The following is a 24,257-nucleotide window of genomic DNA, read 5'->3' on the forward strand; positions in this document are numbered from 1 at the left end:
AAACACTTGTTTAATAAAGATTATAGGTTCAGCTTTATCAACAGAGAGTTCTTGATTTTTGCTTTATTTCCCTTTCTGCGACCTGATACCCTCCCTATACAGGCTTACAAACTCGCTTTCGCTTATCTGCCTGTTCCCGTCCTTGTCTACAGCCTCGAACAGGCCCTCCCTGAACTCCTCCTCCGAAATCTGGCTATCGCCGTTCAGGTCCCACTCACCGAGCTCTTCTATCTGGTTAACCTTGTACCCGCCCAGGTTCTCGCTGATGCCAGCCCGCCACTCTTCTTCGCTAAGGGACGCATCGCCGTCCTGGTTCCAGGTCTCGAAGTAACCTATCTTGGCCACGGCCTTGTAGAACTCCCCGTCCTCCAGGTAGTCGTTCTTATCCTCGTTGTACACCTTAAAAAGGTTAGCTCCTTCACCAGACGGTCCGCCAAACACCTGGAGCACCCCAAACAGCATGACCCCAACATACACCGGCACGACAGCCCCCAGGGTGTAGACCTGCCAGCGGTTAAAGCCGTGCCGCCCGTTCTTTCCACCCCAGTGGATAAAGGCGGAGTACAGAATGCCCACTAGTCCCGCAAAGCTCAGGATGGTGATGTACAGGGTGAGATCTTTAACAGGCACGGTCACCAAGGCAAGGGGCAGGAAGGCGACGGTCATCGTGACGGCGTGGTCCCCGATCACACTGGTGACTGCAGAGGTGATCTGCCCAGTTTTAGCCACACTCCAGGTGGCGAATATCTCCGGCAGGGCGGCCATGGGAGCTGTAATAAACAGGCCGCCTACTATCTTGGAGATACCCAAAGCGGCGACGATATTCTCGGTAGCCTTTACCGTGAAGAAAGCCCCCAGCCCCAGGGCGACAAGGCCAGCCACTGCTAGGTAAATTTCCTTCTTTTTCCACTCCACCTTTTCCCCTTCCTTCCTGCCCCGAAGCAGGGCCTGCGCTAGGTACACCAGGTACACGCCCAGCATGATCCAGCCATCCGTGGGCTGCAGCCCACGCCACTGCGCTGGCACGGTGAGGATGGCCACTACGGCGACTATTACCAGGTAAGGGAGTGCCTGTACGGTTACGGCGGTGTGATCTACTTTCAGCAGGTGCTCCTTCACATGCTGCTCATGGTCTTTGCCCGCATTTCCCTTTTTAAGGTGGCGGGTGGCAATGTAGGCGGTTACCACCATGAAGGGAATAGCAATGACATTGGATCCGAACATAGTCCCCAGGCCGATATCGGCTACGCCTGTAACAGCGCTGGCAATGTTGATGCCGATCTCAGGGCTCGCGGCGGCCACGCCCACCAAGGCTCCTCCAGCCGCTACGGAGAAGCCCCACTGCTTCCGCAGCTTCTTCAGGGGCTTTGCCAAATGTTCTGCTCCCCACTGCGCTGCCCATATGGCCGCAATCAAGACAAGGACCCAAATCCATACGCTCATGCAGCACCTCCTTCAACTGTGGGGGACTGAACATAAGTTTTAGATTTATTCATAATTATCTACTAATGACTACGAACATTAGGTGCGGTTCTCGTTTACGCAGATAAGCATCTAACAGTTAAATAAGCCCCGCAACATGTAAGCGAACACTCCCTTATCAGCAGCTTGGACGGCACCAAACGCTCTGGTGGAACTTCCGCTGATGGTCTATTTCACTTCCTTTGCATAGGCTCCACTAGTCCTGGTTGCTTTCTGAACCTGATTTTACAACTTCTTGACTTTGCTTCATCTAAAATTACTTGGTGGTAATTGTTATAGGGTAAGACTATGCCCTTCTTTTAAACAAGCCTGAAAGAACGAGTGTTATTTTGCCTAGAGATGTGAAGTTTAAGAAGTGATGGACCCAGTGTAGTAAAGACCCAAGAGTAGAATAATCTGGAGGAGAAGCATCTATTTAAGTTGATACCGGGTAAGTATAGCAAAGGGCCGAATAGAGGGAATAAATATTAACCCGCTTTGGTGGACTGAATGGCTATAAACTGACAAGTCCGCAGCCAGGGATGGTGTGAATCAGAAATGGACACAGCGGAAAGCCTTTTTCCTATTTCAACTTTAAAAGCAAATGGACGAAAACAACGTTGGGATTCCTTTAGCAGCTGGGGCAGGCCTTGCAGCAGTTCATATCTTCTCTAATTACCTGAGGGTGCTGGACGGGGTGCCTAGGAATCGCTTTCTATCGGTTGCCGGAGGTATGTCCGTGGCCTTTGTTGTGCTACGCCTGCTACCAGGGATAAGCAAAGGACAGGAAAAGGTTCTTAAGAACATAAATAAGGACTCCTTATTATCAGCCTTAGACCAGCATGTGTATATCCTGGTGCTGCTAAGCATGTTCATCTTTTACGGCTTAGAGCATTGGGCAAGGGCATCAGTGGAAAGGCAGAGGCAAAAGCAGCGGAAGGGCGTTACGAGCGCAAGGGTCTTTTGGATTCACATGATGACGTTTGCATTCATGAACGCACTGATAGGCTATTTGCTTGTTCACAGGATGAACGAGGGGCTTTTGCCCTTACTGCTTTTCTTCGTGGCCATGTTTCTCAAGTTTATCGTCAATGATAACGGGCTACACAACCTCCATAAGCAGGGATATGATCAGAAGGGACGTTGGCTACTTGCTGCTGCCGTGTTACTGGGCTGGGGCATTAGTGTTCTTACTGTACTGCCAGAAGTAGTGCCCGTGCTCCTGCAGGCGTTTTTAGCCGGGGGGGTGCTGTTGAACGTTCTCAAAGAAGAATTACCAAGTGCTGGAAAAAGCAGCTACTGGGCCTTTGCCATAGGAGGTTTGAGCTACGCCGCCCTTTTGCTCTTCCTGTACTACCAGAGGCCGGGTTAAGGCTGCTATTCGCTTTTACTAAGTAATAAAATGCGAGCTCAATTGTTGGCTGCGGAGCTGTGGAGGCAGGTGACAGAAATGTAGCCTCCTTAGGTAGCCGCTGCCATGGGAGGGAAAGAAGGTTTTTTGCCAGATCTGCCTGAGCATAGTAGGTCAGGCAGATCTGGCAAGAGAGGTACCACAATAAGTCATTTATGGAATTCAAAACTTATAGAGATGAAGCGCTCTACTGCTACCTAAGTGCAGCTAAGCCACCTTTCGTTCAGGATGTACTGAGTGTTGGCAGCAGCGACAGCAGTGGCGATCCGCGTAAAAGGCTAAAGCAGTATTTAAGCAAGGCTGCGGATCTGTCGGAAGGGAAAAACCTGTGGGTGATGATAAGAGAGACCCCGGAGAGCGCAAGGCAGTTCCGCCACCTGCAGCCCCTGCGCATCGGCTGGAAGTACGATGTGGTTGCCAACGACACAGAAGGTGTGGGGGTTGACAAGGGATTCGTGCCGGTGGAGGCCCCGTACAGTCCGCTGCATAGCGATCAGGGCCAGGCAAGCCTCCTTTTCCAGGTACCGGGCCTCATACTTCTCCTGAGGCTGACAGAGGATGCCTTGGGTGATGCTGACTCGCATGTCACAGTACTGGCCCTGCAGCAGGAAGAAGAAATATTCAAGGAGGTACTCATGGGCAGCCGGACGCCCCAGCTGCCGACCATGCTTGGGGACGGGGACCTTTTTATTAACATCGCAGTTGGGAAAGCACAGGGATACTATGATACCTTCCTTTTGAAGGCCAAAAGTGATATGGAGAATCCGCTGCTGGCCCTTACCTCCTGATAAACAATTTCAAGACATAAGGCTATCAAGAGAGCATGAATAAAGTTCTACAAGTTCTGATGAATGTGGCTATGCAGGCGCCGAGGAACTGTATAGTTAGGAGAAATGCTCAAAGGAGTAGGCGTTGGAAAGGGGTATTACAAGAGCTGAAATGAGCTCAAGCAACATTTAACGAACATTCACGATGCTACAGATTTTAGACTTTACGCGAGGCAACATCATCGCCACCAAGGCTGATGGGATACTGAGAGAAGAAGACATGGAGCGCATACACCCGCTCATCCACAGCATAATAGACAGTGGCCAGAAAGTGAGGTGGTATTTTGAGATGGATCGATTTACCGGCTGGGACGCAGAGGGGCTTTGGGAAGACTTGAAAATTGACCTGAAACACGTAAACGATTATGAGAGAATCGCTATGGTGGGCGAAAAAAAGTGGCAGGACTGGATGACGCAACTCATGAAGCCTTTTACCTCCGCAGAAATTAAATATTTCGATTTAACCGAAAGAGAGACCGCCATAGCCTGGATGAGAAAATGAAGCCTCAAAGAAGCTTAACTTTGTGTTATCTGCAGGACTAATTTGCTTGAGGTTGATATACTTTAAAGGCAAGTGTGGAGGTTCAGCGGGTTGCCTACAGCTTATCTCTTGAAGAGGTTTTTAAGGCACTACCGCTGCGCTGAGGATGAAGCGCATTTGTTGGGAGGGCTCTGTGCCAACATCACTTGGCCTGTGCTCCCTTTAGGGCCGCTATCGCTTGCCTGGGGTCACTGGAGTCAAACACGCTGCTTCCCGCCACAACGGCGTCTGCCCCTGCGCTAACCACGTCTGTTACATTTGTCTGATTGATTCCTCCGTCCACTTCAATCAAAGCAGCAGCGCCTTTCCTTCTAATCAACTCTTTAAGCTGGCTTATCTTTTCAAGTGTTTGGGGAATGAACTTTTGTCCGCCAAAGCCGGGGTTTACGGACATCAGGCACACCATGTCCAGGTCCTGTATTACGTACTCCAGGTACCCGAGAGGCGTGTGCGGGTTCAGGGCAACACCAGCTTTACAGCCTAAACGCTTTATCTGTTGTACCACACTGTGCAGGTGCGTGCAAGCCTCTGCGTGCACGGTCATTTGGTTTATGTTGAAGCGGGCAAAGGTCTCCAGGTAACGCTCAGGCTGCACAATCATCAGGTGCAGCTCCACGGGCTTTTTAGTGTGCTGCTGAATTGCTTTGAGTACAGGGGTACCAAAGGAAATGTTCGGGACGAATACCCCGTCCATCACGTCTACGTGTAGCCAGTCAGCCTTACTCTCGTTCACCGCTGCTAAAGTTCTGCTGAGATGGGCAAAGTCTGTTGACAGTATGGAGGGAGCAACGAAGGTCATTTTAGGAAGCAGTTTAAGATTCTGTGATGCAATTAGAAAACCATGCACAGCCTGTTAACTGCAGAAACAGCAATCTTGTTACCTCCACCATGGTTCTGCCGCTGCTCTATGCGGTCTCTTTGGTTTTTGCAGCTCATTGGTAGATAGCACTTACACAACTAGAGAGAGTTCCCAAAACAACTTTCATGTTTAGTAAAAGGATTATCTTCAGTAATAGAAGTAGTCAAAGTTAAAACTAGAGCTGAGCCACAATGGTAAGTGAAACAATAGTTTTACATTTTATACAAATAATGTATAATGCCTTATTTTTTATATAATTATTTACTAAATAAATCAATAATTAACTAATAATATATACTTAAATAATATTTAAACGTATATTTAGTTAAAGATATCCATGATCTAAGTAAACTATGAACTTCGATATAAAAGACCTTCCTTATGGTCAATTTGAGCGTCTTGGAATGAACAAGAAAGACGTGCTCTCCATGAAGTCTGACGATTTGGTCAGCCTGCTGACGGGCAGGCGCACAAGCCTGCATACCTTTACTATCAAGGAAGCCAGTCTGGAGCCTCTTACTGTGGATGCAAAATTGAGCCTGAAGATGAATCCAGACAACACCCTATCACTGCTGATCCACCCCATACGGAGGGAGATTCAGAACGAGATTGGCGCCAGTAAGCAGGAGTTGGAGAAACTGCAAAACGGGGAGCTGCTGGTAAAGCCGTTTAAGTCGCTCAATGGGGAGAAGGAGCTGTATGTTTTCCAGCTGGATAAGGAGACCAATGAGATTCTGCGGGTGAGGGTACGGGATATCCAAGTGCCTAGTGCTATCAGGGATATCGTGTTGAGTACTGATCAGAAAGAGCACCTGCGGCAAGGAGGTACCCTGGAGCTTTATTCCAAAGCAAAGGATCAGCTGATCTCGGCCCGCTTGGATCTGAATGATCCTAAAGGACTGAAGATAGTGGAGGGGCAGGTCTCCCTAAAAGAAAGCCACACCTTGGCAGTGAAGGAAACCCCTGTTGTGTCTATCAAACGTTAACTTGCCTATGACCTTTCAGGAATACAGAGAGCAGGTATCGATTATTCAGGTCGCCGAGTCGCTAGGCTATGTGTTTGACCCCTTGAAGGGCAGAAAGAGCCCTGAGTTCAAGCACCCTGACGGAGACAGAATCATCATCAACAACCCGGGCGACAGCTCCCGGCAGATGTACTTCAACCGTGATGGAAGCAACGACAAGGGCTCTGTGATAGATTTTGTGGCCAACCGGCTGCACCGCTTCCAGGGAAGCTTTCGCAATGAGATTGACGGTATCAATAAGGTACTATCTAGGTATGCCTATGCCTCTCAACCCAAAGCTCCAATCTATAATGTTACGGAAGCAAAGCCTTTTGACAAAAGCAGGTTTGTCGAATCCGAGGCCTCTGTTTTTAAGCTGCATTACCTGATCAAGGAACGAGGTCTCTCTAACGAGACCGTGCAGCTGTTCCTGCCTTACATTAGGCTAGTGCGGGACGCAGAGAAAGATAATGCCTATACCAATATCGCCTTCCCGCTGCAAAGGCCAGGTGGCAGCGAAACGATAGGCTACGACCTGCGCAATTATGGCTTTAAGGGCGTGGCAGCGGGCAGCGACCGCAAGCACGGTGTCTGGGTAGCCGACTTTGCGCAGAATCCGGTTCTTACACGCCATGTCTACTTTGCGGAGAACCCTATAGATGCCATGAGCTTCTATCAGCTGGAGAAGGATAAGCGGGACTTCAGCAACTCCGTGTTCGTCTCGTTTGGCGGGGGAATGTCGAGAATGCAGGTGGAGCTTTCCCTACAGGCGTGGCCGCATGCTCAAAAGCATACCATTTTCGATAACGATTACCAGGGAAAGATCTATGATATCTATCTGGCCACGGCGATAGTAGGTAAGCCTTACACCTTTACAAAGAATGCCGACAGTATCACCTTCAGCTTGGATGAAAAGAAATTTGATATTCCTGTAGACAAGCTGAGCCTTTTTGCCTTTGAGAAGAACTCCGGTATTCGTTCCGGACTTCAGGTGCATAAGCCCCTTGGCCATAAAGACTATAACGACATTATACATCCCAAAAATGACCAGGAGAACCGTATCCCTATGAAAGTGAAGTTATGAGCTGGGATCTAGTATAGTAGTCAAAGACTGTAGGAGATGAAATGCAGTTTCTGTGTTTCGCATGGCTGTTACGGTTAATTAAGTCTCTGTAGAAAATATTTTTCACCTAACTATAAACCATTTAATTTTTAGGCTATGAAAAAGCTATCTCTCTTCTCCCTTCTGTTATGTACAGTTCTATTTTTTGCTGGGTGTGACAAAGAAAGTGATGATCCGATCCTGCCTGATACTGCTGCCTATCGGGTCGATTACAGCCAGTCTGGGGATTATGAGAAGTTCATCAAGATTATTACCATTGGAGGTGGCGATTTCAAAGTGAGGGGTACTGGCGAAGCTATGCCGCCCGTGTTATTTGACGGGAACCTTTCGGAGACGTCCTATTCTTTTGAAGCGGATAATGTAAGGGAACTTACCATTCATGCTGCCAATGAGTTTAGTGCCGTAGAGGAAGGTCCTGCTTCCATGCAGATGCGCTTTGTTATTTACAAGAACGGCAAGCAAATTGATGAGAAAACCTTTAATTACAATGAAGCTTCAGGGGAGAAAAATGAGTACTTGAATTACAAAGCTAAGTAGTAGGTGCTGTTCATACTTATCCTGCTCATTTCATGCCGCGCCATTTGACTGAATAGATTATCAAAGCAGTAAAGGCTTAGTTATTTCTTCTACACAGTGCGCGAGTTTCCATAGGTAGAACCCTTTGCTGTAGTTATATAACAAAGGCATTACTCTTAAGAGATACATTGTTATGGATAATAAATATTATTTAATACTTATTACATAATACATGATAAGTAAAAACAATTGTCGATAATCATTTTATGTACCTACCTTGCAGGACCTATTCTAGCCATATATAATAGAGATGTGTCCTTACCTTGGGTATGGCTTTGGAATCGATGAATCCTATGAACCCAAAACAAGCTGAAAGGCTCCAGAAGAAGATTTCCGATATCAGGCGTGCGCTTGCCGCGGAGAAAAGAAAGTTTGGGGCCTATGACGATAGCCGCGGGCTTCGCTACCTGCCTACCAAGTATTACCTGCAGCTGGGTGACTACAGGGGCGGGCTAACCTACCTGAGATGGTTCGACAAAAATTTTCCCGATGACGGCGGCTTCCCCGATTTCCTGTTCGAGTGGACCGTCATTCTCTTCAAATCCGGCAAGCTGAAAGAGGCAGCGCAGAAAGCCTTTGAGACGTTTTGCGCCAACACCTATCTCTTCGACAGATTTTTCGGCAGGCCAGTAGTTCCTATTGACAAGTATGAAGGTTCGAACCTAGCAACACCATCCTTTACCGAGCACTTTCCCTATTCCAGTGGACAGGCAGAACTTGCCGATTTCAGTGTATGGCTGGAAAATCTTGCTTTGTCTGAGGACTTTACATACCGAACCAGCAGGTATATTGAGGTTTATAAGCGGCTAAAAACAGAGAAAGATAGGGAAGCACGGTTTGAGCTGCTCATGCAGGCAAGGCAGCTGGGAAAGGGACAGTAACGGCGGTATAGTATATATCAAGCCTTGGCTATTACCTGGTAGGCGGCATAGTCTTCCGCGCCCATGTGCTGCATAGTATACTCCTCCATGCCCACATCATGCTTCTCCATTACGTAGCGTGTGAAGGAAAGCACATTCCTGCAGCCCTCAAAACCCAGTTGCTCCATTCCTCTGCGGACATTCTCCGGGAGGCCCTCCAGCCACTCCTGATAGTCTTCCAGATTAGGAGAATACTCCCTTGCCTCATGGTGGTACCGATAGGAGATGTTACCCACTGTGAACACCAACTCGTGGTAGCGGCGCTCCTCTGCGGGGCAGGCAGCCAGGAGCTTCTCCTGGCTGATGTTGCATTCCTCTACAGGGTGCTTCACCTTGATCATATAGGTTTCTCTTTATGGTGCAGCCTTAAGAATGGCCGCTTTGGTTCGATGTTCAAGATAAGCATTCTCTGTCAGAATCTCACCGCACTTTCAGGACATCTTCTATTCTTGTGGTATAGCATGGAGGAGAGAATTCAGCTTTAGGCTCCCAAATATGACTCACCCCCTCAGCAGCTACCTTTACCGTGCCCTTTCCCATAGACTTGTTAAGTTGATCCAATGTGAGCATGAGGCTTGCATGCTTACTCCGATCCACCCTGTCAAAGATATTCATCTGTGCGCCGTCTGCCGGTCCAATCTCCGTGATGTACACGCCAGCTTTCTTGTAGGCAAACCCGTCCCGGTAGATGTGTTCCAGTGCCATGGTAGCGTACTGAACTAATTCTATAGTGGAGGAGGAAGAAACGGGCAGGTTGATGGTTTTGGTATTGTAGTATTGCGGCTCCTGTTCCCGAAATGGATTAGTATGAATGAACACGGTTACCACGCGACAGGCGCTTTTTTGCTGCCGTAGCTTGTAGGCGCACCGGGAGGCGTAGACAGCCACTGCTTCCTTTAGGTCGTCGAGCGTTGTGACCGGCTTCCCGAATGAGCGAGAGGAGCAGATCCCTTTTTTTGCCGGAGGCTCGATCTCTAAGTCAGCACATGGCTCCCCACGCAACTCTTTCACCAGCCGCAGCCCCACCACCGTTAAATGTTTTTTAGCAAAAGCATCCGTGACATTGGCTAGCTGCCAGGCATTGTTTATGCCGAAGCTATGGAGTTTTGTGGCATAGCGGGAGCCAATGCCCCATACGTCACCGACGTCGGTTCTTTTTAGTGCCGCCTCCAAATGCTTAGCTTCCGTCAGCACCAGCACACCATTGGCCTTCTCAGACTTTTTGGCAATCCGGTTCGCAAGCTTCGCCAGGGTTTTCGTGGGCGCGACACCTATACTGACGGGTATGCCTGTCCACTTTTTAACGGTGTTCCGGATGGTGCGTGCATAATCCGGTATAACTATTCCTTTAAAGCCACCTAGGTCCAAAAAAGCCTCGTCAATGGAATAAATCTCCACATTGGGAGTGAAGCGGGCCAAAGTACTGTGCACCCTGGCAGACATGTCACCTATAAGCGTGTAGTTAGAGCTAAAGTAGACTACATTATATTTGTCTATAGTTGTCTTGGCTTCGAAAAAGGGCTGCCCCATCTGCAGGCCCAGTGCTTTGGCCTCATTGCTTCTAGCGATGATCGAGCCATCGTTGTTAGAAAGCACTACCACAGGCACATTGTTTAGCTCAGGGTGAAAGACGCGTATCACAGAGCAGTAAAAGTTATTGCAGTCTACAAGGGCAAACAAACTAGTCATTGACGTATCCTCCTGGCTATACCCCGCACTACGCCCCAGACCAAAAACTCCAAATCCTCCGTGATCTCTACAGGGTTGTACTTTTTATTACCAGGGAGAAGCCGGACTCCAGTTTCTGTTATCTCCAGCTTCTTTACCGTATATTCGCTGTTGACATTAGCCAGCACGATGTCGCCGCTGCGCACGTGCAGTGAACGGTCTACGACGAGCAGATCGCCTTCCAGCAGGTTGTAATCTATCATAGAATCCCCTTCTAGCTGAACGTAGAATGTAGCGTCTGGATGTCCATTTAAATAAGATGATAGACTAATTCTATCCTCAATGTGCTCTTCTGCCGGACTGGGAAAACCCGCCGGGACACGTGCCGCGAAGAGCGGGCACTTTGTTTCCGTGTCACGACCTAGCAGAACAAAGCTTACTGTTTCCGAGGGTAATAGTATTTCTTTATTCATGTTGCGGTGTTTTATTGGCTAATGTATTTAGCTAATACGCAACATTAGGAAATTTTACTCGCTTAATAAAAATGAAATGCTAAAAATATTAGCCATGTGTTTTAATTGTACCCAAATAAACTGAACATGTAATAGTATGAGGAACAGGTTCATTGAAGCAAGCCGTTAGTCTTCCCAGATAATGCTTATTGTGTAGTTAAAGGATTTAACGTGTAGGCAGTATTCATAAAAATTTGAGTCCTGTTCGTCATCTCTCATTCTGAACCAATCCGACTTATATATCTGCTGCTGCCGTTCATCATTTAAGTATACTTTACCTTTTGTAAATACCTCATAAGCAACAGATCCTGTCGGAGGATTTTTATCATATTCAAACTCGATGAATGGTCTAAAGTCATAAGATGATTTCCACCATTTCATCTTGTTGTCCTTACAATAAACAACACATACAGGGTGATTTCCTCTCTTAACAAACTTTAGGATTGCAGCAGTCTTGCTAACTAGAAACCTTTCGGCAAGGTGTTCAATGACATGAGGGCCAAAACGTTTAGACTTACATTCTTTGTAGAATGTATCGGAAGGCATCAAAAACTCAGAGGCAAACTCATTAGCTTCAGTTTCCTGTGGCCCAGCCTTATACCAGTTAATTAGATCATACTCTGTATCAAATATGATGGGAGTTAGGTTCCGGTGCATCTCATAATGCCCAAGTTCATGAGCTGCGGCAAATCTTTTCTTAGTTTCAAAAGTGATATCTGAGTTAACAGTTATCATAGAGTGCCCACCAGCGGAAACAATTTCTCCTTCTTTTCCTATTAAAGGCTTCTCTTCATAATAGGCTCCTCTCCCAAGTATAATGTCACTGAGAGGTAACTCTGTAGGGTCATCCAAGCCACAATCAGATAATACCTTTTTGGCGATCAATTCCGCTTTAGAGTACTTATTGTTCATTTGATTGTTTGTTCTCTTGTTCCATGAACTTGAGGTAATAATATTGGGTTAAAGTGCTTTTAATATCATCCTTTGTTAACTTCTCAAGATTGCGATTTTGAAGAACAAGATTCTCAGTTTTAACAAATTGAGGAAAGGAAAAATTGACGTCATTTAATAGTTTTTCCACCCATTCCATTGCCTTCTGTTTAATAGCAGCGGTAGAAGACATTTCTTTCCGTGTACTGTTTGCTTGTGCCTGAAGCTTTAATTTCTTAATACGCTTTATGCCTTCCGCTCTAATTGAATCAGGGTCAAGCCCTTCTTCTAACAGATAATCCCTGGCATTTTCTTTATTACAGCTTATCGAATCAACGCTAGACATCATCAAACTGATGAAGTCGGCTTTTCTTTGTTTTGCGTCTCCAGTCATAATGATAATGGCTTTAAGTTAAATTTTAATGCAGTATTCTTGAGAATGGTATTTAATCTTCTGTGACCATTATCGAACTCTTTTGTGCTCATGTTGAATTCTTCGATGATCTCTCTTCTTTTTAAACCGGCACTGATACCAATGTAAATGTTTTCTACATCGGCGTCACCTTTGACCTCATTCTCTATATGAGACATAATAGTATCATAATCTAGCTGTTGATCAAATAATGCTGCAGCATAAGGTAGCATTGAGTCAAGATAACTCGAGTCATTATCATCATCTTCATGAGGGGCAAAGGCCGAAATGTCTAGGCTGGTTTTGTTCTCAGCTGAAATGGAATCGTTACCAACTAAGGTGCGAATAATGTTAAACTTGATATAATCCGCCAAAGATCCCTTAGTTGGATTAAACTTATCTGGTTCAGATAAATATCTCTCGATACCATCTGTAACGTAGTCATGAACCTGCTTCCCTTTTATGAAGGAACCATCAGACGATTTCCTGAACCAATGTTTTCTTTTTAAAAGCCTGTCAGTAAAGGCGTAGAGGCATTCGTACAAATCCCCCCAGTCGATGTCATTGTGCTCTTCGCTCACATCATATCATTTAAGCAATAGGCCCATACCTATCTATGTTACCAAAATAATTTTTTTTACAGTCACCTGCAAAAAAGATTTGTTGCCTAGCATAATATAGTATATGCCAGTTTTAGCATATTAAATAATCACTAAGAAACATTGATAGGCTGATCAAAAACAAAACCCCACCTAGCTAATGGCACAGCTAAATGGGGCATCGGGAACTGAGTTTGGCGACTTGCGTGAGGTTGATCACCTCAGAGCGTTTCCCTGTATAGAATTCGACACAAGGTACATAGTTGTATCGGGTTTAACAAATATCGTCGTTTTCTGCCTGAGCAGTTCCGCTCCGGGATGCTTTAAAGAAGTGGAGGATTATTTCAACTTTTAAAGCCGAATAGGATGAATAACGAGAAAAGTACTGGCAAACCGGAGCATAAGCCTGGGCCAGAAAACAAGTACCACATATTGGTGGATCGAGACAACATAAAGGTCGATAAAGAGTGCCTCACAGGGCGTGAAATACTTACTCTTGCCAAGAAATCGCCGGTTGAAGGTTATCAGCTAAATGTGAAGAGAAAGGGAGGTAAAGTAGCCAAACTTGGTTACGATGACACCATATGCCTGAGCGAACCGGGTATTGAGAAGTTCCTGACTTTGCCACTGGATCAGAGGGAAGGGGAGGCACTTAGAAGACATTTTGCGCTCTTGGAAGAAGATGAAGAGTTTCTGGAGAGCTTGGAGCTGCCATGGGAGACTGTGAACCTGCAAAATATACTTTGGGTCTTTATTCATGATTACCCTGTAAGAGATGGCTATAACGTTAGTAAGGCCACCTTGGGAGTTAGGATTACTTCGGGCTATCCGGTAGCCCAACTAGACATGGTTTATTTTTGCCCGCCTCTCAGTCGAGCAGATGGACAGCCTATAGGGGCACTTTCTCCTCTTTCCCTAGATGGAAAGGTATTCCAGCAGTGGTCACGTCACCGTACGGGTCAAAACCCTTGGAGGCCCGGTGTAGATAGCCTGAGTACTCATATGCCTCTGGCTGATTTTTGGTTAGATCAGGAGTTCCTAAAGCGCCCGAGCCATGCAGTATCAGCTTAGAGTATCAGGAAACCTTTACAAGGAGCTACAGCAGCACCTCTTTCCCGGAGACGGGAAAGAGGCCGTTGCCGTGGCATTGTGCGGCCGATATGAACGGGACGGTATATCTATCTTGCTAGTGCATGAGCTCATGCTAATTCCGCACAAGGAGTGCTACCGTGCTGAAGATGTAGTTTGCTGGAAGACTGAAACCATTTTGCCTTTTTTAGAAAAGGCCTCTAAGAAAGATATGGCTATTCTCAAGATACATAGCCACCCAGGAGGATTTCCCGCCTTTTCTGATGTAGATGATGAATCTGACAAAGATCTTTTTTCTTCAGTATTTGGATGGTGTGAGTCAGATTCAGTACATGGGTCTGCCGTTATGCTGCCAGAAGGGAGAATCTTCGGTAGAGTGATCACCCCAAAATTAGAGTCATTCCCTTTCGATAAAGTGTCTGTAGCAGGGGATGAGATAAAAGTTTGGGAACATAATACCTCTTCATATAGTCCAGATGACTTTGCGGTCCGTACCGCACAAGCATTTGGTGAAGGTACCTATTCAAAACTAAGAAGGCTTAAGGTGGGTGTTGTCGGCTGCTCCGGCACAGGTAGCCCGACCATAGAACAGTTAAAAAGGCTTGGAATAGGGGAACTGGTATTGATTGATCCAGACGAAGTAGAGCATAAGAACCTAAACCGTATCTTGAATACAACTCGGGAAGATGCTAATTTGAGAAGGCTTAAAACAGAAGTCCTGTCCAGTCACATACGGGAAACCGGGTTAGGCACAAAAGTAGTAGCATACCCATTTAATTTGTATGATTCCCCAGAGGCCTTGCAGGAGCTTATTACATGTGATATCATTTTCGGATGCGTCGATAGCGTTGATGGAAGGCACCTAATTAGCCAGCTAACCAACTTCTATCTTATTCCTTATTTTGACCAGGGTGTAAAGTTAGATGCTGACGGGAAAGGTGGCATTGATAAGGTTTCTGGGACAGTACACTTCATCCAACCAGGAAGTTCGTCCTTGCTTAGCCGAGGGCAGTACACCAGGCAGATCTTGTTCGATGAATGCCTAAGAAGGCAGGACCCTGTTGAATACAGTAAGAGGCTTAAGGCCGGTTATGTACACAACGCTGACGTGGACCGTCCAGCAGTTATAAGTATTAATATGCAAATCAGTAGCATGGCCATCAATGAATTTCTCAATCGCCTACATTCCTTTAAGAATGAGCCTGCCCGTAACTATGCGCAGGTAAGTATGGATTATAGTGATGGCTCAATTTGCAATGTGGCAGAAGATGACTTACCAGTAGATGACTATCAGGTAATGTGGGCCGGAAGAGGGGATTTATCTACCTTTCTGAGGATGATTGAACTATCTGCTGTGAAGGTATGAAGCAATTTATTAAACTAGTAGAGCAAGCTTATAAGCAGCTTGCTCTATTTTTTCACCCAAGTTACAGCTTTACAATCGCAGATGACTTGCCGGAGAAACTGGAAAAGCACAGAGTCTACATCCTCGGGGAACCATCTGATCCATGGGCTGTGGCTTTAGAATGCCCTTGCGGTTGCCGCTCGATAATCCAGCTTAACCTTTTAAGGGAAGCGAAGCCCAGGTGGGAATACAGTATTTCACATAACAGAGCTATCACAATAAAACCATCTATCTGGCGAAAAGCTGGCTGCATGAGCCACTTCTTTATAAGGAAAGGGAAAATTGTCTGGGCTTAGCTAATTATAAAACTATATTTTTATAGTCTTATGATTTGTGTTACGTAAAGCAAACTTTACACAGTTTTTGATCACATATGTACCGCCCGATGAGTAAGCACTGTGGAAACAAGCCAACAGCCACATCTGAAAGGGCGGTGGCAGCATTAAGGCGCTAGATGGCTACTGCTCCATTCTGCTAACCAATCATTCGGCTCCTGATGCCTCGTAGGCTGATGGAGTAGGTTAAAGCTGGCAGTGTCATCAACTGAATCAAAGGGGACAGACCTATCCCCACCACAACCGGCATGTTTCTCGCATAGCTCCACTCTCCTTTCTCTAGAGCCCACAGCTCAAAGCCTACAGCAAGCGCGCCGCCAATCACTGCTACAAAAGTGTACCGGATAAGACTGTTGCGCCTTGGCCAGAAAAGGTTTTTGTAATAGAGCGCGAAAAAGAGATAAATCAGCAGAATCACAAGTGCATCCACGATAGAGGCTACAAAACAAGCCCAAAAGTGCTCTTTAAAACCGCTATAGCCTGTATAGAGGAATGCTTGGGCATTTTCCCAGATAAGATTCACTATGAATCCTATGATCAAAATGCGGGCGTAGAGCAGGAGGCCTTCCTTGCTGTCTATCCTTTTTTTCATAAACAATTACTTTGTTGCCAGCTTTCTCAGAAAAGCCTTTCCCTAATAACAAAGAATAATACTGAAGTTAGAACCTGCTCAGACATCAGCATGACACTGGTTCTTCTGCTAAAGCCATCTTCTATTTTCTTATCTGCTTGACTAGCCACACAATCAAAAGAACAAGAATGGCTAAGAGAAGCACTCCTCCCAGTATCATCCAGATTCCCATGCCACCGCAGCAGTTGCCCATTCCCTGCATCATACCTATTCCGTTTTGCTTCATTACAGAAAGAGTTGAATTAAGGTTTTCTGTTTGGATGACCTGGTCCTATTATGTATTCTGATGAGACCTTTTCATGTTTAAATATAGCTTGTTGCCGACCTATAACAGGTGCACCTGAAGACACAGATAGCCAACATAAAACATGGAGAAAGCGCATCTTGACTAGTTACTGTATGGATAAGTTGCGAAACTTCTTCAAACGCCTTACCTTTGTAAGGTCAATTCTCTTGATGCTTTCTAGAACCTGTATAGATAGACTGACTAGAAACCTTTTCTGGATCCCTAGCGTTTGGGAACATAGACAAATGAAAAATCTCTTCCACATATTCTTAGTCATCTCCTTGCTCATTAGCACGGCGGGGTTTGCTGTGACAAAGCATTTCTGTGGAGAGGTTCTGGCAAATATCTCTGTAGGATCAGAAGCCAAATCATGCTGCGAACCAGGTAGCATGCCGGTCGATTGTGATTGCCACAGTAATACAGAGCATGTGTCCGTTGAGGATGATTTCCAGCTTGACCAGCAGGTTATCAAGCTAACGCCTAACCTGCAAGCTGTATTAGTAAATTTTGTCAGCGAGCTACGGCTTACACTGCTTCTGGACGAGCCGTCCAAGAAGCTTCTTTTCCATTCAAAACAACCCCCTTTAGCTGAATCTGATATTTACATTAAGGTTCAGTCATTCCTAATATAGAACATAGTTTTTCTTTTGTAGGTACAACCCTTCCAAAGGGCTTGTAGCTTATGGCTTTGCTTTTCCAGAGCCATGTTGTCTATTTCTTTACAACAAGAAACAACTATGCTTAACAGAATAATCAGGTTTTTTCTAGAGAATAAACTGGTGACAGCCTTGCTGACTGTTGCCTTTATAGCCTGGGGTATCTCCACTGCGCCATTTAACTGGGAGAGTGATTTGATCCCCAGAGACCCTGTGCCGGTTGATGCGATCCCGGATATAGGGGAAAACCAGCAGATTGTCTTCACAGAGTGGATGGGGAAATCCCCCCAGGACATTGAAGATCAGGTAACCTATCCGCTTACTACAGCCCTCTTAGGGGTGCCGGGTGTTAAAACCGTCCGCAGTAGCTCCATCTTTGGTTTATCGAGCATCTATATCATATTTGAGGAGGATGTGGAGTTCTACTGGAGCCGCTCCAGAATCCTGGAGAAGCTCAACTCCCTGCCTGCCGGTACTTTGCCGGAAGGTGTGCAGCCTGCCCTCGGGCCTGATGCCACGGCGCTTGGCCAGGTGTATTGGTATACGCTCGAAGGACGAAATCCGGAGACAGGAGAGCCTACCGGCGGTTGGGACCCGCAGGAGCTTCGCTCTATTCAGGACTTTTACCTTAAGTACTCCCTTGCGTCTGCTGAGGGCGTCTCAGAAGTGGCTTCTATCGGAGGATTTGTAAAGGAATACCAGGTCGACATCGACCCCATCGCCATGAAGAGCCATAACGTGAATATCAGGGACATCATGCAGGCTGTGGGAGAGGCCAACATGGACGTAGGGGCCCGTACCATTGAGTTCAATAAGGCGGAGTATCTGATACGGGGCTTGGGCTATGTCGAAGACATCAACGACCTGGAGAAAGCGGTGGTGGCAGTAAATGACAACACCCCTATCCGTCTGCGGGACGTTGCAAGGGTGCAGCTAGGACCCGCCCCAAGGCGCGGAGGCTTGGACAAAGGCGGGGCCGAGGCAACAGGGGGAGTGGTTGTAGCCCGCTATGGCTCCAATCCGTTGGCGGTTATCAACAATGTAAAGGACCAGATCAAGGAGATAGCTCCTGGCCTGCCTAGCAAAGTACTCCCTGACGGTACTGTCTCCAAAGTGACCGTTGTGCCTTTCTACGACCGTACGAATCTTATTTATGAGACTTTAGGAACATTGGAGGAAGCACTTACGCTGGAGATCCTCATCAGTGTCATTGTGGTGGTTGTCCTGGTGCTGAACCTGCGCGCCTCCATCCTTATTTCCAGCCTGCTTCCTATCGGGGTGCTGATGACGTTCATCGTGATGCGCTACGCTGGGGTTGACGCCAACATTGTGGCTCTTTCCGGTATCGCCATTGCCATCGGGGTCATGCTAGATGTAGGGGTCATCTTCACAGAGAACATTATTCGCCACCTGGAGATGCCCGAGAACGAGGGGCGATCGAAGCTGGAGGTAATTTATGAAGGTACTATAGAAATTGCCTCTGCGGTACTGACGGCCTTGGCGACCACTGTTATCAGCTTTATCCCGGTTTTTGCCATGACGGGGCAGGAAGGTAAGCTCTTCGGGCCGCTGGCCTTCACCAAGACCTTTGCGCTTTTGGCCGCCCTTTTTATTGGCATTGTAATCATTCCTGCCCTCGCCCACACGCTCTTCTCCCTACAATTTGGCAGGAGCAAAACCAGGAGGATGTGGAGCTTCGGCCTGATTGCTATAGGCATCTTGCTACTCTTCCAGGTTCCTTGGGCAGGCGTTATGCTAGTGGCCTTGGGTATAAATAACCTGCTGGAACCGTACTGGCCTAAAGACAAAGGGCAATACACGAATTACCTTAACATAGGCATTGTGCTGGTGGGCGTGCTTTACTTCCTGACAAAGGAGTGGCTACCGCTGGGCGCTGGCCACAGCTACATGACGAATCTCCTTTTCGTGGCAGGTGTCATCGCGCTTTGGTTAGGGGCGCTTCTAATTATGGTGAAGTACTATCAGCCTATCCTGTCCTGGTGTCTTGAAAATAAGTGGAAGTTCCTCTCCATTCCAATTGGTATTGTACTGTTCGGCGTTTTGGCCTGGCAGGGCTTTGACAAAGTGTTCGGCTTTGCGGCCACAGGGGCTGAGAAACTGGGCTGGAACCTGCGGGAAACAGGTGCTTGGGTAGCCGTGAGCGAGACCTTCCCCGGAGCAGGGGAGGAGTTCATGCCGCCGCTGGACGAGGGGACCTTTCTGCTGATGCCTTCCACGATGCCCCACTCGGGTGTGGAGGAGAACCTGGAGACCATCCGTCAGCTCGATTTGCTGGTGACGGCCATCCCTGAGGTGGATGTAACGGTCGGAAAGTGGGGGCGTGCGGCCACGGCCCTCGATCCGGCTCCTATCTCCATGTACGAGAATGTGATCAACTACAAGTCCGAATATGTGCGGGATCAGAACGGGTACCGTGTCGCCTTTAAGGTAAATGACAAGGATCAGTATATGTTGAAGAACGGAGAAGTATTTGACCCTGAGACCATGGAGCGCGGAGAGTTGGACGTGTCCCTGCTGATTCCGGACCCGAACGGGGAGTACTTCCGCCAATGGCGCGACCACATCCAGTCTCCGGACGACATCTGGGAGGAAATCGTGGCGGTCTCCAACTTGCCGGGCATGACCTCGGCCCCGAAGCTGCAGCCGATCGCCACCCGCCTTATTATGCTCTCTACCGGTATGCGGGCACCCATGGGCCTAAAGGTCTTTGGTCCCGACTTGGCGACCATTGAAAAGGTAGGCCTGCAAATGGAGGACATCTTAAAGGAAGTGCCAGGCGTGAAAGACGCATCTGTTTTCGCCGATCGCGTGGTGGGGAAGCCTTACATGGAGCTGGACATTAACCGTGATGTAATTGCCCGTTACGGCCTTTCCATCGGGGATGTGCAGCGGGTAATAAGTGCGGCCGTAGGAGGGATGGAGATGACAACTACCGTGGAAGGCCGTGAGCGGTATGCGGTGCGGGTGCGCTATGCCCGTGAGTTCAGAGATAACCCTGAGGATGTAAAGGGCATTTTGGTTCCTACTCCTACTGGGGCCCAGGTGCCCTTGGGACAGTTGGCGGATGTAAACTATGTGCAGGGGCCCCAGAACATCAAGAGTGAAGATACCTACCTGCTCGGCTATGTCATCTTCGATAAAGAGGAAGGATATGCAGAAGTGGATGTGGTGGAGAATGCACAGGCGCTCATCAATGAAAAGATTACCTCGGGTGAGTTTGAGGTTCCGGTGGGCGTAAGCTATAAGTTCGCAGGGAACTATGAAAACCAATTAAGAGCTGCCAAAACACTTTCCATCGTTATTCCTATTAGCTTACTGGCGATCTTCCTGCTACTATATTTTCAGTTCGGGCAAATACAGCCCACACTGATGGCCTTCTCTGGTGTGTTCGTGGCCTTTTCGGGTGGGTTTATTTTGCTGTGGCTCTACAACCAGGGTTGGTTTCTCGACTTCACCCTCTTTGGAGAGAATATGCGGGATGTGTTCCAGATACGTCCTATCAATTTAAGTGTGGCTGTCTGGGTAGGGTTCATCGCCCTGTTTGGTGTAGCTACCGATGATGGCGTACTGATGGGCACTTACCTGAAGCAGGTCTTCGCAAGAGAGGAAACCACCGACAAAGATTCTATCAGAAGAGCTGTTTTGATAGCCGGAAGCCAAAGGGTAAGGCCTGCTGTGATGACCACTGCCACCACCATCATTGCCCTGCTGCCGGTGCTCACCTCTACCGGAAAGGGTTCCGATATAATGATCCCGATGGCCATTCCAACATTCGGGGGTATGTTCATCCAGTCCATTACCATGTTCGTGGTACCGGTGCTCTACAGCATGTGGCAGGAAAGAAAATGGGCTGGAAAACCAAAAGCAGAAAGTTTAACATCATGAAAAATAAAAGATATAAACATATAAAAGGTTGGCTGGTGGCCTTTAGCCTGATTCTCCTGCCCCTGCTTTCGCAGGCACAGGAGGAGAGGCCGGTGGTCAGGTACCTGGTGCAGGGCGCTGAGAATAACCCCAGGCTCAAGGCACTGTTCAATCAATACCTGGCGGCCCTGGAGCAGGTGCCGCAGGTAGGAACCCTGCCTGATCCGCAAGTGAGTTTCGCGTACTTTCTCCAGCCTGTGGAGACGCGTGTGGGGGCACAGCGGACTACCTTCTCGGCAAGTCAGATGTTTCCCTGGTTTGGAACGTTGGAGGCCCAGGAACGTGTGGCTGCACAACGAGCAAAGGTAAAGCTGCAGGTCTTTGAAGAGGCCAAACTGGAGTTGTACCGTGACATCAGGGTTACTTACAATGGTTTGTATTACCTGCAAGTGGCAACAAGAATAACAGAGGAAAACCTGGAGATTCTCAAGGCCTTCAAGGAACTGGCCCAAACCTACTTCGAGACAGGCCAGTCAGGGCTTTCATCCGTGCTGCAGGTTGAGATGGAAGAGGAAGAGCTAAGAAGCAGGCTAGAGTACCTTGAGGATAGCAGAGAGCCTCTGTTGACAAAATTTGAGCAGCTGCTCAACACTGATTTACAGCAACCGATTTCATTTCCGGACTCTTTATGGGAAGAGGAGCTTTTGTTGGAAAAGGAGGCAATCTACAAAACCCTGCTTGCGCAGAACCCTCGGCTTGAACAGCTTCGGCAGGAGGCATTGGTTTATGAGAATCAGGTGGAGCTAGCCGAGAAGATGGGGCTTCCCTCCTTTACGTTAGGAGCAAGCTATACAAGCATTGCAGACCGGAATGGGGTGGAGATGCCGGACAATGGCAAGGATGCAATCCTCTTCCCGCAGGTGGGTATCAGAGTGCCTATTTACAGAAAGAAGTACAAGGCCATGCAGAAAGAGGCCCTGCTGGAAAAGGAGGCTGTTGTGCTCAGGCAGGAGAACCTGGAAAATCAGCTGCTTACGGAGCTGGAGGAGGCGTACAGGGACTTGTTGGAGGCGCGAAGAAGGGTGGCGCTCTACAGGAGGCTGACGTCCTTGGCAGAGGAATCTTTCGCTCTTTTGCAGGAGGAGTTCTCTACCGGCAAGAACAGCTTTGAGGAGGTGCTGCGCATGGAGCGCCAGCTCCTCAACTACCGTCTGGAGCTGGCGCAGGCCAGAACAGACCTGAACAATCAGGTTTATAACATCAACTACTTAATGGGAAGCCAACATGAGACAGAAAATAGATAAGCGAATGTGGTATTTTGGGTTGGGCTTTTTAGTGCTCGGCCTGCTTTTGGGGTGGATGTTTTTCGGAGGGGAAGCCGAGGCCCCTGTAACAGAGGAAAATACTGAAATGGCCCATGAGCATGGGGGGGAGGAGGGTACCATCTGGACCTGCGCCATGCACCCCCAGATACGGATGAATGAGCCGGGGAAGTGCCCGATCTGCGGCATGGACCTCATTCCTCTTCAGGAGGGTGGCGCGACTGTTTCTCTGAATGAGATACAGATGACAGAGGAAGCCATGCAGATAGCCAACGTGCAGACTGTGGCAGTACAGCGTGGGGAACCTACCAAGGAGATATATCTTCCCGGCAAGGTAAAGGCAGAGGAGACAGCTGTTGGAGACATAACAGCACGTTTTCCCGGCCGTATTGAGCGGTTGTACGTGAATTTTACGGGGCAGGAGGTGAAGAAAGGGCAGCTTTTGGCCAGTATATACTCTCCAGAGCTGATCACGGCGCAGAAAGAACTGCAGGTGGCTGCACGTCTCCGCGAATCAAATCCTTCTTTTTATGAGTCCGCTGTACGCAAGCTCAAGCTCTGGAACATTTCCGATGCGCAGATCCGCCGCATCGCAAGCGGCGGAAAACTACAGGATAACTTAAACATCTATGCCACGCAATCTGGAACGGTCGTGTCTAAGAACGTGAACGAGGGAGAGTATGTAAAGGAAGGGCAACCCCTTTTTCAGGTAGCTGGCCTTAGTGATGTGTGGGTAGTCTTCGACGCCTATGAAAGTGATCTTCCCTGGATAGAGGTAGGCGATGAGATAAAATTCACGGTACAATCTCTGCCGGGCGAGGAGTTTACCAGCAAGGTTACTTTCATCGATCCGGTTATTAACCCCGGTACTCGCGCAGCCTCCGTTAGGACGGAGGTGAAGAATTCTAATGGAAAACTCAAGCCTGATATGTTTGCTCAGGGCGTGCTCCAAAGTGATTTGGATGTTGCTTCCAGTGGTCTGTTGATACCGAAAACAGCTGTGCTTTGGACGGGGAAAAGGGCCGTTGTGTATGTGAAGAATCCCGCCTTTGAGCAGCCTACCTTTGAGTTTCGCGAAGTTCAGCTAGGTCCTGAGGCAGGTGATAGGTACGTAGTAAACAGTGGGCTGAAGCCTGGTGAGGAGATTGTGGCCAACGGAGTATTCAAAGTAGACGCAGCGGCCCAGTTGCAGGGAAAGGTGAGCATGATGAACCCGAATGCTGACCCTGGGGCCGCTGGTGGTGCCATGGCCGGAATGCCGGGAATGGACATGCCTGGAACAGAGGCGAACCTTTCGCAAACCCCGACTTCGAAGTTCGTGGAGGGGGATGCCGTTGATTTCCGAGGCAAAGTCCCAGCCGCCTTCACAAAGCAGCTAAACGATGTGGTGGACGCTTACCTGCTGCTGAAGAACGCCCTGGTGGAGGCCGATGAGAAGGAGACTGCAAAGTACAGCACGGCCCTGCTGGCTGCGTTGAACAAGGTGGACGACAAGCTGCTGAAGGGCGACGCCAAGGCGTTCTGGGAGGAGAAGAAAAGCTTCCTGTTCCAGCATGCCAGGCTGTGCAAGGAGGCAGACACCATCGAAGGGAAGCGCGAGAACTTTATCTTCCTTTCCCAGCCGCTGATTAAGATCGTGGAGGCCTTCGGCGCACGGCAAACGCTGTACGTGGACTTTTGCCCGATGGCCAAAGGGGGCGAGGGGGCCTATTGGCTCAGCGACACGAAGGAGATCCGCAATCCCTTCATGGGAAAGAAAATGCTTACCTGCGGGGAGGTGAAGGATGTAATCAAACCATAAACTG

Annotated in this window: 23 protein-coding genes; 14 read left to right on the forward strand and 9 right to left on the reverse strand. The window is 48.1% G+C overall.

What is annotated here, in order from left to right; all coding sequences use genetic code 11:
• Positions 1 to 63: 63 nt before the first annotated feature.
• Positions 64 to 1,443, reverse strand: coding sequence for a sodium:calcium exchanger (locus CA264_RS21210; RefSeq protein WP_025603812.1), 1,380 nt, complete (start codon positions 1,441 to 1,443; stop codon positions 64 to 66).
• A gap of 622 nt (positions 1,444 to 2,065) precedes the next feature.
• Here CA264_RS21210 and CA264_RS21215 point away from each other — a divergent pair.
• The 3 genes from CA264_RS21215 (at position 2,066) to CA264_RS21225 (ending at position 4,201) form a co-directional block, all read left to right on the forward strand.
• Positions 2,066 to 2,833: a hypothetical protein gene (locus CA264_RS21215; protein ID WP_025603813.1), complete on the forward strand. Its 768-nt coding sequence runs from the start codon at positions 2,066 to 2,068 to the stop codon at positions 2,831 to 2,833.
• A 194-nt stretch (positions 2,834 to 3,027) separates the two neighbouring features.
• Positions 3,028 to 3,660 carry a hypothetical protein gene (locus tag CA264_RS21220; protein WP_025603814.1) on the forward strand — a complete coding sequence of 211 codons (633 nt, stop codon included), beginning with the start codon at positions 3,028 to 3,030 and terminating at the stop codon, positions 3,658 to 3,660.
• Between the two features lie 184 nt (positions 3,661 to 3,844).
• On the forward strand, positions 3,845 to 4,201 hold the full coding sequence (locus tag CA264_RS21225; RefSeq protein WP_025603815.1) for a SpoIIAA family protein: 357 nt from the start codon (positions 3,845 to 3,847) through the stop codon (positions 4,199 to 4,201).
• Positions 4,202 to 4,382: 181 nt separating this feature from the next.
• Here the strand turns inward: CA264_RS21225 and rpe are convergent, their stop codons facing one another.
• Positions 4,383 to 5,039, reverse strand: coding sequence for a ribulose-phosphate 3-epimerase (gene rpe / locus CA264_RS21230; RefSeq protein ID WP_025603816.1), 657 nt, complete (start codon positions 5,037 to 5,039; stop codon positions 4,383 to 4,385).
• Between the two features lie 413 nt (positions 5,040 to 5,452).
• Here rpe and CA264_RS21235 point away from each other — a divergent pair, with 413 nt between their 5' ends.
• From CA264_RS21235 to CA264_RS21250, 4 genes are all read left to right on the forward strand, one after another.
• Entirely contained in the window at positions 5,453 to 6,085 is a 633-nt protein-coding gene (locus CA264_RS21235) for a DUF4099 domain-containing protein (protein ID WP_025603817.1), read from the forward strand.
• A 7-nt stretch (positions 6,086 to 6,092) separates the two neighbouring features.
• The gene (locus CA264_RS21240) at positions 6,093 to 7,187 is read left to right on the forward strand and encodes a DUF3991 domain-containing protein (RefSeq protein WP_025603818.1); all 1,095 of its coding nucleotides are present in this window, start codon (positions 6,093 to 6,095) and stop codon (positions 7,185 to 7,187) included.
• Between the two features lie 135 nt (positions 7,188 to 7,322).
• Positions 7,323 to 7,763: a beta-barrel fold lipoprotein gene (locus tag CA264_RS21245; RefSeq protein ID WP_025603819.1), complete on the forward strand. Its 441-nt coding sequence runs from the start codon at positions 7,323 to 7,325 to the stop codon at positions 7,761 to 7,763.
• 332 nt (positions 7,764 to 8,095) lie between these two features.
• Positions 8,096 to 8,683: a hypothetical protein gene (locus tag CA264_RS21250; protein ID WP_025603820.1), complete on the forward strand. Its 588-nt coding sequence runs from the start codon at positions 8,096 to 8,098 to the stop codon at positions 8,681 to 8,683.
• Between the two features lie 17 nt (positions 8,684 to 8,700).
• Here CA264_RS21250 and CA264_RS21255 read toward each other — a convergent pair whose 3' ends face one another.
• The 6 genes from CA264_RS21255 to CA264_RS21280 form a co-directional block, all read right to left on the reverse strand.
• Positions 8,701 to 9,063 (reverse strand): hypothetical protein, encoded by a 363-nt coding sequence (locus CA264_RS21255; protein ID WP_051364253.1) that lies wholly within the window; start codon positions 9,061 to 9,063, stop codon positions 8,701 to 8,703.
• A 79-nt stretch (positions 9,064 to 9,142) separates the two neighbouring features.
• Positions 9,143 to 10,411, reverse strand: a complete 1,269-nt coding sequence (locus CA264_RS21260) for a Y-family DNA polymerase (protein WP_025603822.1) — start codon at positions 10,409 to 10,411, stop codon at positions 9,143 to 9,145.
• Positions 10,408 to 10,863, reverse strand: a complete 456-nt coding sequence (locus CA264_RS21265; RefSeq protein ID WP_025603823.1) for a LexA family protein — start codon at positions 10,861 to 10,863, stop codon at positions 10,408 to 10,410. The genes CA264_RS21260 and CA264_RS21265 overlap by 4 nt, the downstream gene beginning before the upstream one ends.
• Before the next feature lie 165 nt (positions 10,864 to 11,028).
• Positions 11,029 to 11,814 (reverse strand): ImmA/IrrE family metallo-endopeptidase, encoded by a 786-nt coding sequence (locus CA264_RS21270; RefSeq protein ID WP_025603824.1) that lies wholly within the window; start codon positions 11,812 to 11,814, stop codon positions 11,029 to 11,031.
• Entirely contained in the window at positions 11,804 to 12,226 is a 423-nt protein-coding gene (locus tag CA264_RS21275) for a hypothetical protein (RefSeq protein ID WP_025603825.1), read from the reverse strand. The genes CA264_RS21270 and CA264_RS21275 overlap by 11 nt, the downstream gene beginning before the upstream one ends.
• A complete protein-coding gene (locus CA264_RS21280) occupies positions 12,223 to 12,825 on the reverse strand; it encodes a hypothetical protein (protein ID WP_025603826.1) in 603 nt (200 codons plus the stop codon). Before CA264_RS21280 ends, CA264_RS21275 begins: the two co-directional genes overlap by 4 nt.
• Positions 12,826 to 13,209: 384 nt before the next feature.
• On the opposite strand from CA264_RS21280, the gene CA264_RS21285 reads away from it, so the two are divergent.
• Genes CA264_RS21285 through CA264_RS21295 form a run of 3 tightly spaced genes read left to right on the forward strand, consistent with a single transcriptional unit; the run spans position 13,210 to position 15,633 of the window.
• Positions 13,210 to 13,914, forward strand: a complete 705-nt coding sequence (locus tag CA264_RS21285) for a multiubiquitin domain-containing protein (protein WP_025603827.1) — start codon at positions 13,210 to 13,212, stop codon at positions 13,912 to 13,914.
• Complete coding sequence (locus tag CA264_RS21290) at positions 13,898 to 15,298, forward strand: ThiF family adenylyltransferase (protein ID WP_025603828.1); 1,401 nt, start codon at positions 13,898 to 13,900, stop codon at positions 15,296 to 15,298. Before CA264_RS21285 ends, CA264_RS21290 begins: the two co-directional genes overlap by 17 nt.
• Entirely contained in the window at positions 15,295 to 15,633 is a 339-nt protein-coding gene (locus tag CA264_RS21295; protein ID WP_025603829.1) for a ubiquitination-like system serine protease family protein, read from the forward strand. The genes CA264_RS21290 and CA264_RS21295 overlap by 4 nt, the downstream gene beginning before the upstream one ends.
• A 178-nt stretch (positions 15,634 to 15,811) precedes the next feature.
• Here the strand turns inward: CA264_RS21295 and CA264_RS21300 are convergent, their stop codons facing one another.
• Positions 15,812 to 16,264 carry a hypothetical protein gene (locus CA264_RS21300; RefSeq protein ID WP_025603830.1) on the reverse strand — a complete coding sequence of 151 codons (453 nt, stop codon included), beginning with the start codon at positions 16,262 to 16,264 and terminating at the stop codon, positions 15,812 to 15,814.
• 570 nt (positions 16,265 to 16,834) lie between these two features.
• Here CA264_RS21300 and CA264_RS21305 point away from each other — a divergent pair.
• From CA264_RS21305 to CA264_RS21320, 4 genes are all read left to right on the forward strand, one after another.
• A complete protein-coding gene (locus CA264_RS21305) occupies positions 16,835 to 17,221 on the forward strand; it encodes an HYC_CC_PP family protein (protein ID WP_025603831.1) in 387 nt (128 codons plus the stop codon).
• A 105-nt stretch (positions 17,222 to 17,326) separates the two neighbouring features.
• Positions 17,327 to 21,151: an efflux RND transporter permease subunit gene (locus tag CA264_RS21310; protein WP_025603832.1), complete on the forward strand. Its 3,825-nt coding sequence runs from the start codon at positions 17,327 to 17,329 to the stop codon at positions 21,149 to 21,151.
• Entirely contained in the window at positions 21,148 to 22,434 is a 1,287-nt protein-coding gene (locus tag CA264_RS21315; protein WP_162912112.1) for a TolC family protein, read from the forward strand. The genes CA264_RS21310 and CA264_RS21315 overlap by 4 nt, the downstream gene beginning before the upstream one ends.
• On the forward strand, positions 22,415 to 24,253 hold the full coding sequence (locus CA264_RS21320) for an efflux RND transporter periplasmic adaptor subunit (RefSeq protein WP_025603834.1): 1,839 nt from the start codon (positions 22,415 to 22,417) through the stop codon (positions 24,251 to 24,253). Before CA264_RS21315 ends, CA264_RS21320 begins: the two co-directional genes overlap by 20 nt.
• Positions 24,254 to 24,257: the final 4 nt, after the last annotated feature.

It is taken from the genome of Pontibacter actiniarum (assembly GCF_003585765.1).
Taxonomy (GTDB): Bacteria; Bacteroidota; Bacteroidia; order Cytophagales; family Hymenobacteraceae; genus Pontibacter; species Pontibacter actiniarum.

What these genes read in the sequence shown, in the direction of transcription:
- CA264_RS21210 (WP_025603812.1), bottom strand. Translation starts at nt 1,443, where the DNA reads ATGAGCGTATGGATTTGGGTCCTTGTCTTGATTGCGGCCATATGGGCA.
- CA264_RS21215 (WP_025603813.1), top strand. Translation starts at nt 2,066, where the DNA reads ATGGACGAAAACAACGTTGGGATTCCTTTAGCAGCTGGGGCAGGCCTT.
- CA264_RS21220 (WP_025603814.1), top strand. Translation starts at nt 3,028, where the DNA reads ATGGAATTCAAAACTTATAGAGATGAAGCGCTCTACTGCTACCTAAGT.
- CA264_RS21225 (WP_025603815.1), top strand. Translation starts at nt 3,845, where the DNA reads ATGCTACAGATTTTAGACTTTACGCGAGGCAACATCATCGCCACCAAG.
- rpe (WP_025603816.1), bottom strand. Translation starts at nt 5,039, where the DNA reads ATGACCTTCGTTGCTCCCTCCATACTGTCAACAGACTTTGCCCATCTC.
- CA264_RS21235 (WP_025603817.1), top strand. Translation starts at nt 5,453, where the DNA reads ATGAACTTCGATATAAAAGACCTTCCTTATGGTCAATTTGAGCGTCTT.
- CA264_RS21240 (WP_025603818.1), top strand. Translation starts at nt 6,093, where the DNA reads ATGACCTTTCAGGAATACAGAGAGCAGGTATCGATTATTCAGGTCGCC.
- CA264_RS21245 (WP_025603819.1), top strand. Translation starts at nt 7,323, where the DNA reads ATGAAAAAGCTATCTCTCTTCTCCCTTCTGTTATGTACAGTTCTATTT.
- CA264_RS21250 (WP_025603820.1), top strand. Translation starts at nt 8,096, where the DNA reads ATGAACCCAAAACAAGCTGAAAGGCTCCAGAAGAAGATTTCCGATATC.
- CA264_RS21255 (WP_051364253.1), bottom strand. Translation starts at nt 9,063, where the DNA reads ATGATCAAGGTGAAGCACCCTGTAGAGGAATGCAACATCAGCCAGGAG.
- CA264_RS21260 (WP_025603822.1), bottom strand. Translation starts at nt 10,411, where the DNA reads ATGACTAGTTTGTTTGCCCTTGTAGACTGCAATAACTTTTACTGCTCT.
- CA264_RS21265 (WP_025603823.1), bottom strand. Translation starts at nt 10,863, where the DNA reads ATGAATAAAGAAATACTATTACCCTCGGAAACAGTAAGCTTTGTTCTG.
- CA264_RS21270 (WP_025603824.1), bottom strand. Translation starts at nt 11,814, where the DNA reads ATGAACAATAAGTACTCTAAAGCGGAATTGATCGCCAAAAAGGTATTA.
- CA264_RS21275 (WP_025603825.1), bottom strand. Translation starts at nt 12,226, where the DNA reads ATGACTGGAGACGCAAAACAAAGAAAAGCCGACTTCATCAGTTTGATG.
- CA264_RS21285 (WP_025603827.1), top strand. Translation starts at nt 13,210, where the DNA reads ATGAATAACGAGAAAAGTACTGGCAAACCGGAGCATAAGCCTGGGCCA.
- CA264_RS21290 (WP_025603828.1), top strand. Translation starts at nt 13,898, where the DNA reads ATGCAGTATCAGCTTAGAGTATCAGGAAACCTTTACAAGGAGCTACAG.
- CA264_RS21295 (WP_025603829.1), top strand. Translation starts at nt 15,295, where the DNA reads ATGAAGCAATTTATTAAACTAGTAGAGCAAGCTTATAAGCAGCTTGCT.
- CA264_RS21300 (WP_025603830.1), bottom strand. Translation starts at nt 16,264, where the DNA reads ATGAAAAAAAGGATAGACAGCAAGGAAGGCCTCCTGCTCTACGCCCGC.
- CA264_RS21305 (WP_025603831.1), top strand. Translation starts at nt 16,835, where the DNA reads ATGAAAAATCTCTTCCACATATTCTTAGTCATCTCCTTGCTCATTAGC.
- CA264_RS21310 (WP_025603832.1), top strand. Translation starts at nt 17,327, where the DNA reads ATGCTTAACAGAATAATCAGGTTTTTTCTAGAGAATAAACTGGTGACA.
- CA264_RS21315 (WP_162912112.1), top strand. Translation starts at nt 21,148, where the DNA reads ATGAAAAATAAAAGATATAAACATATAAAAGGTTGGCTGGTGGCCTTT.
- CA264_RS21320 (WP_025603834.1), top strand. Translation starts at nt 22,415, where the DNA reads ATGAGACAGAAAATAGATAAGCGAATGTGGTATTTTGGGTTGGGCTTT.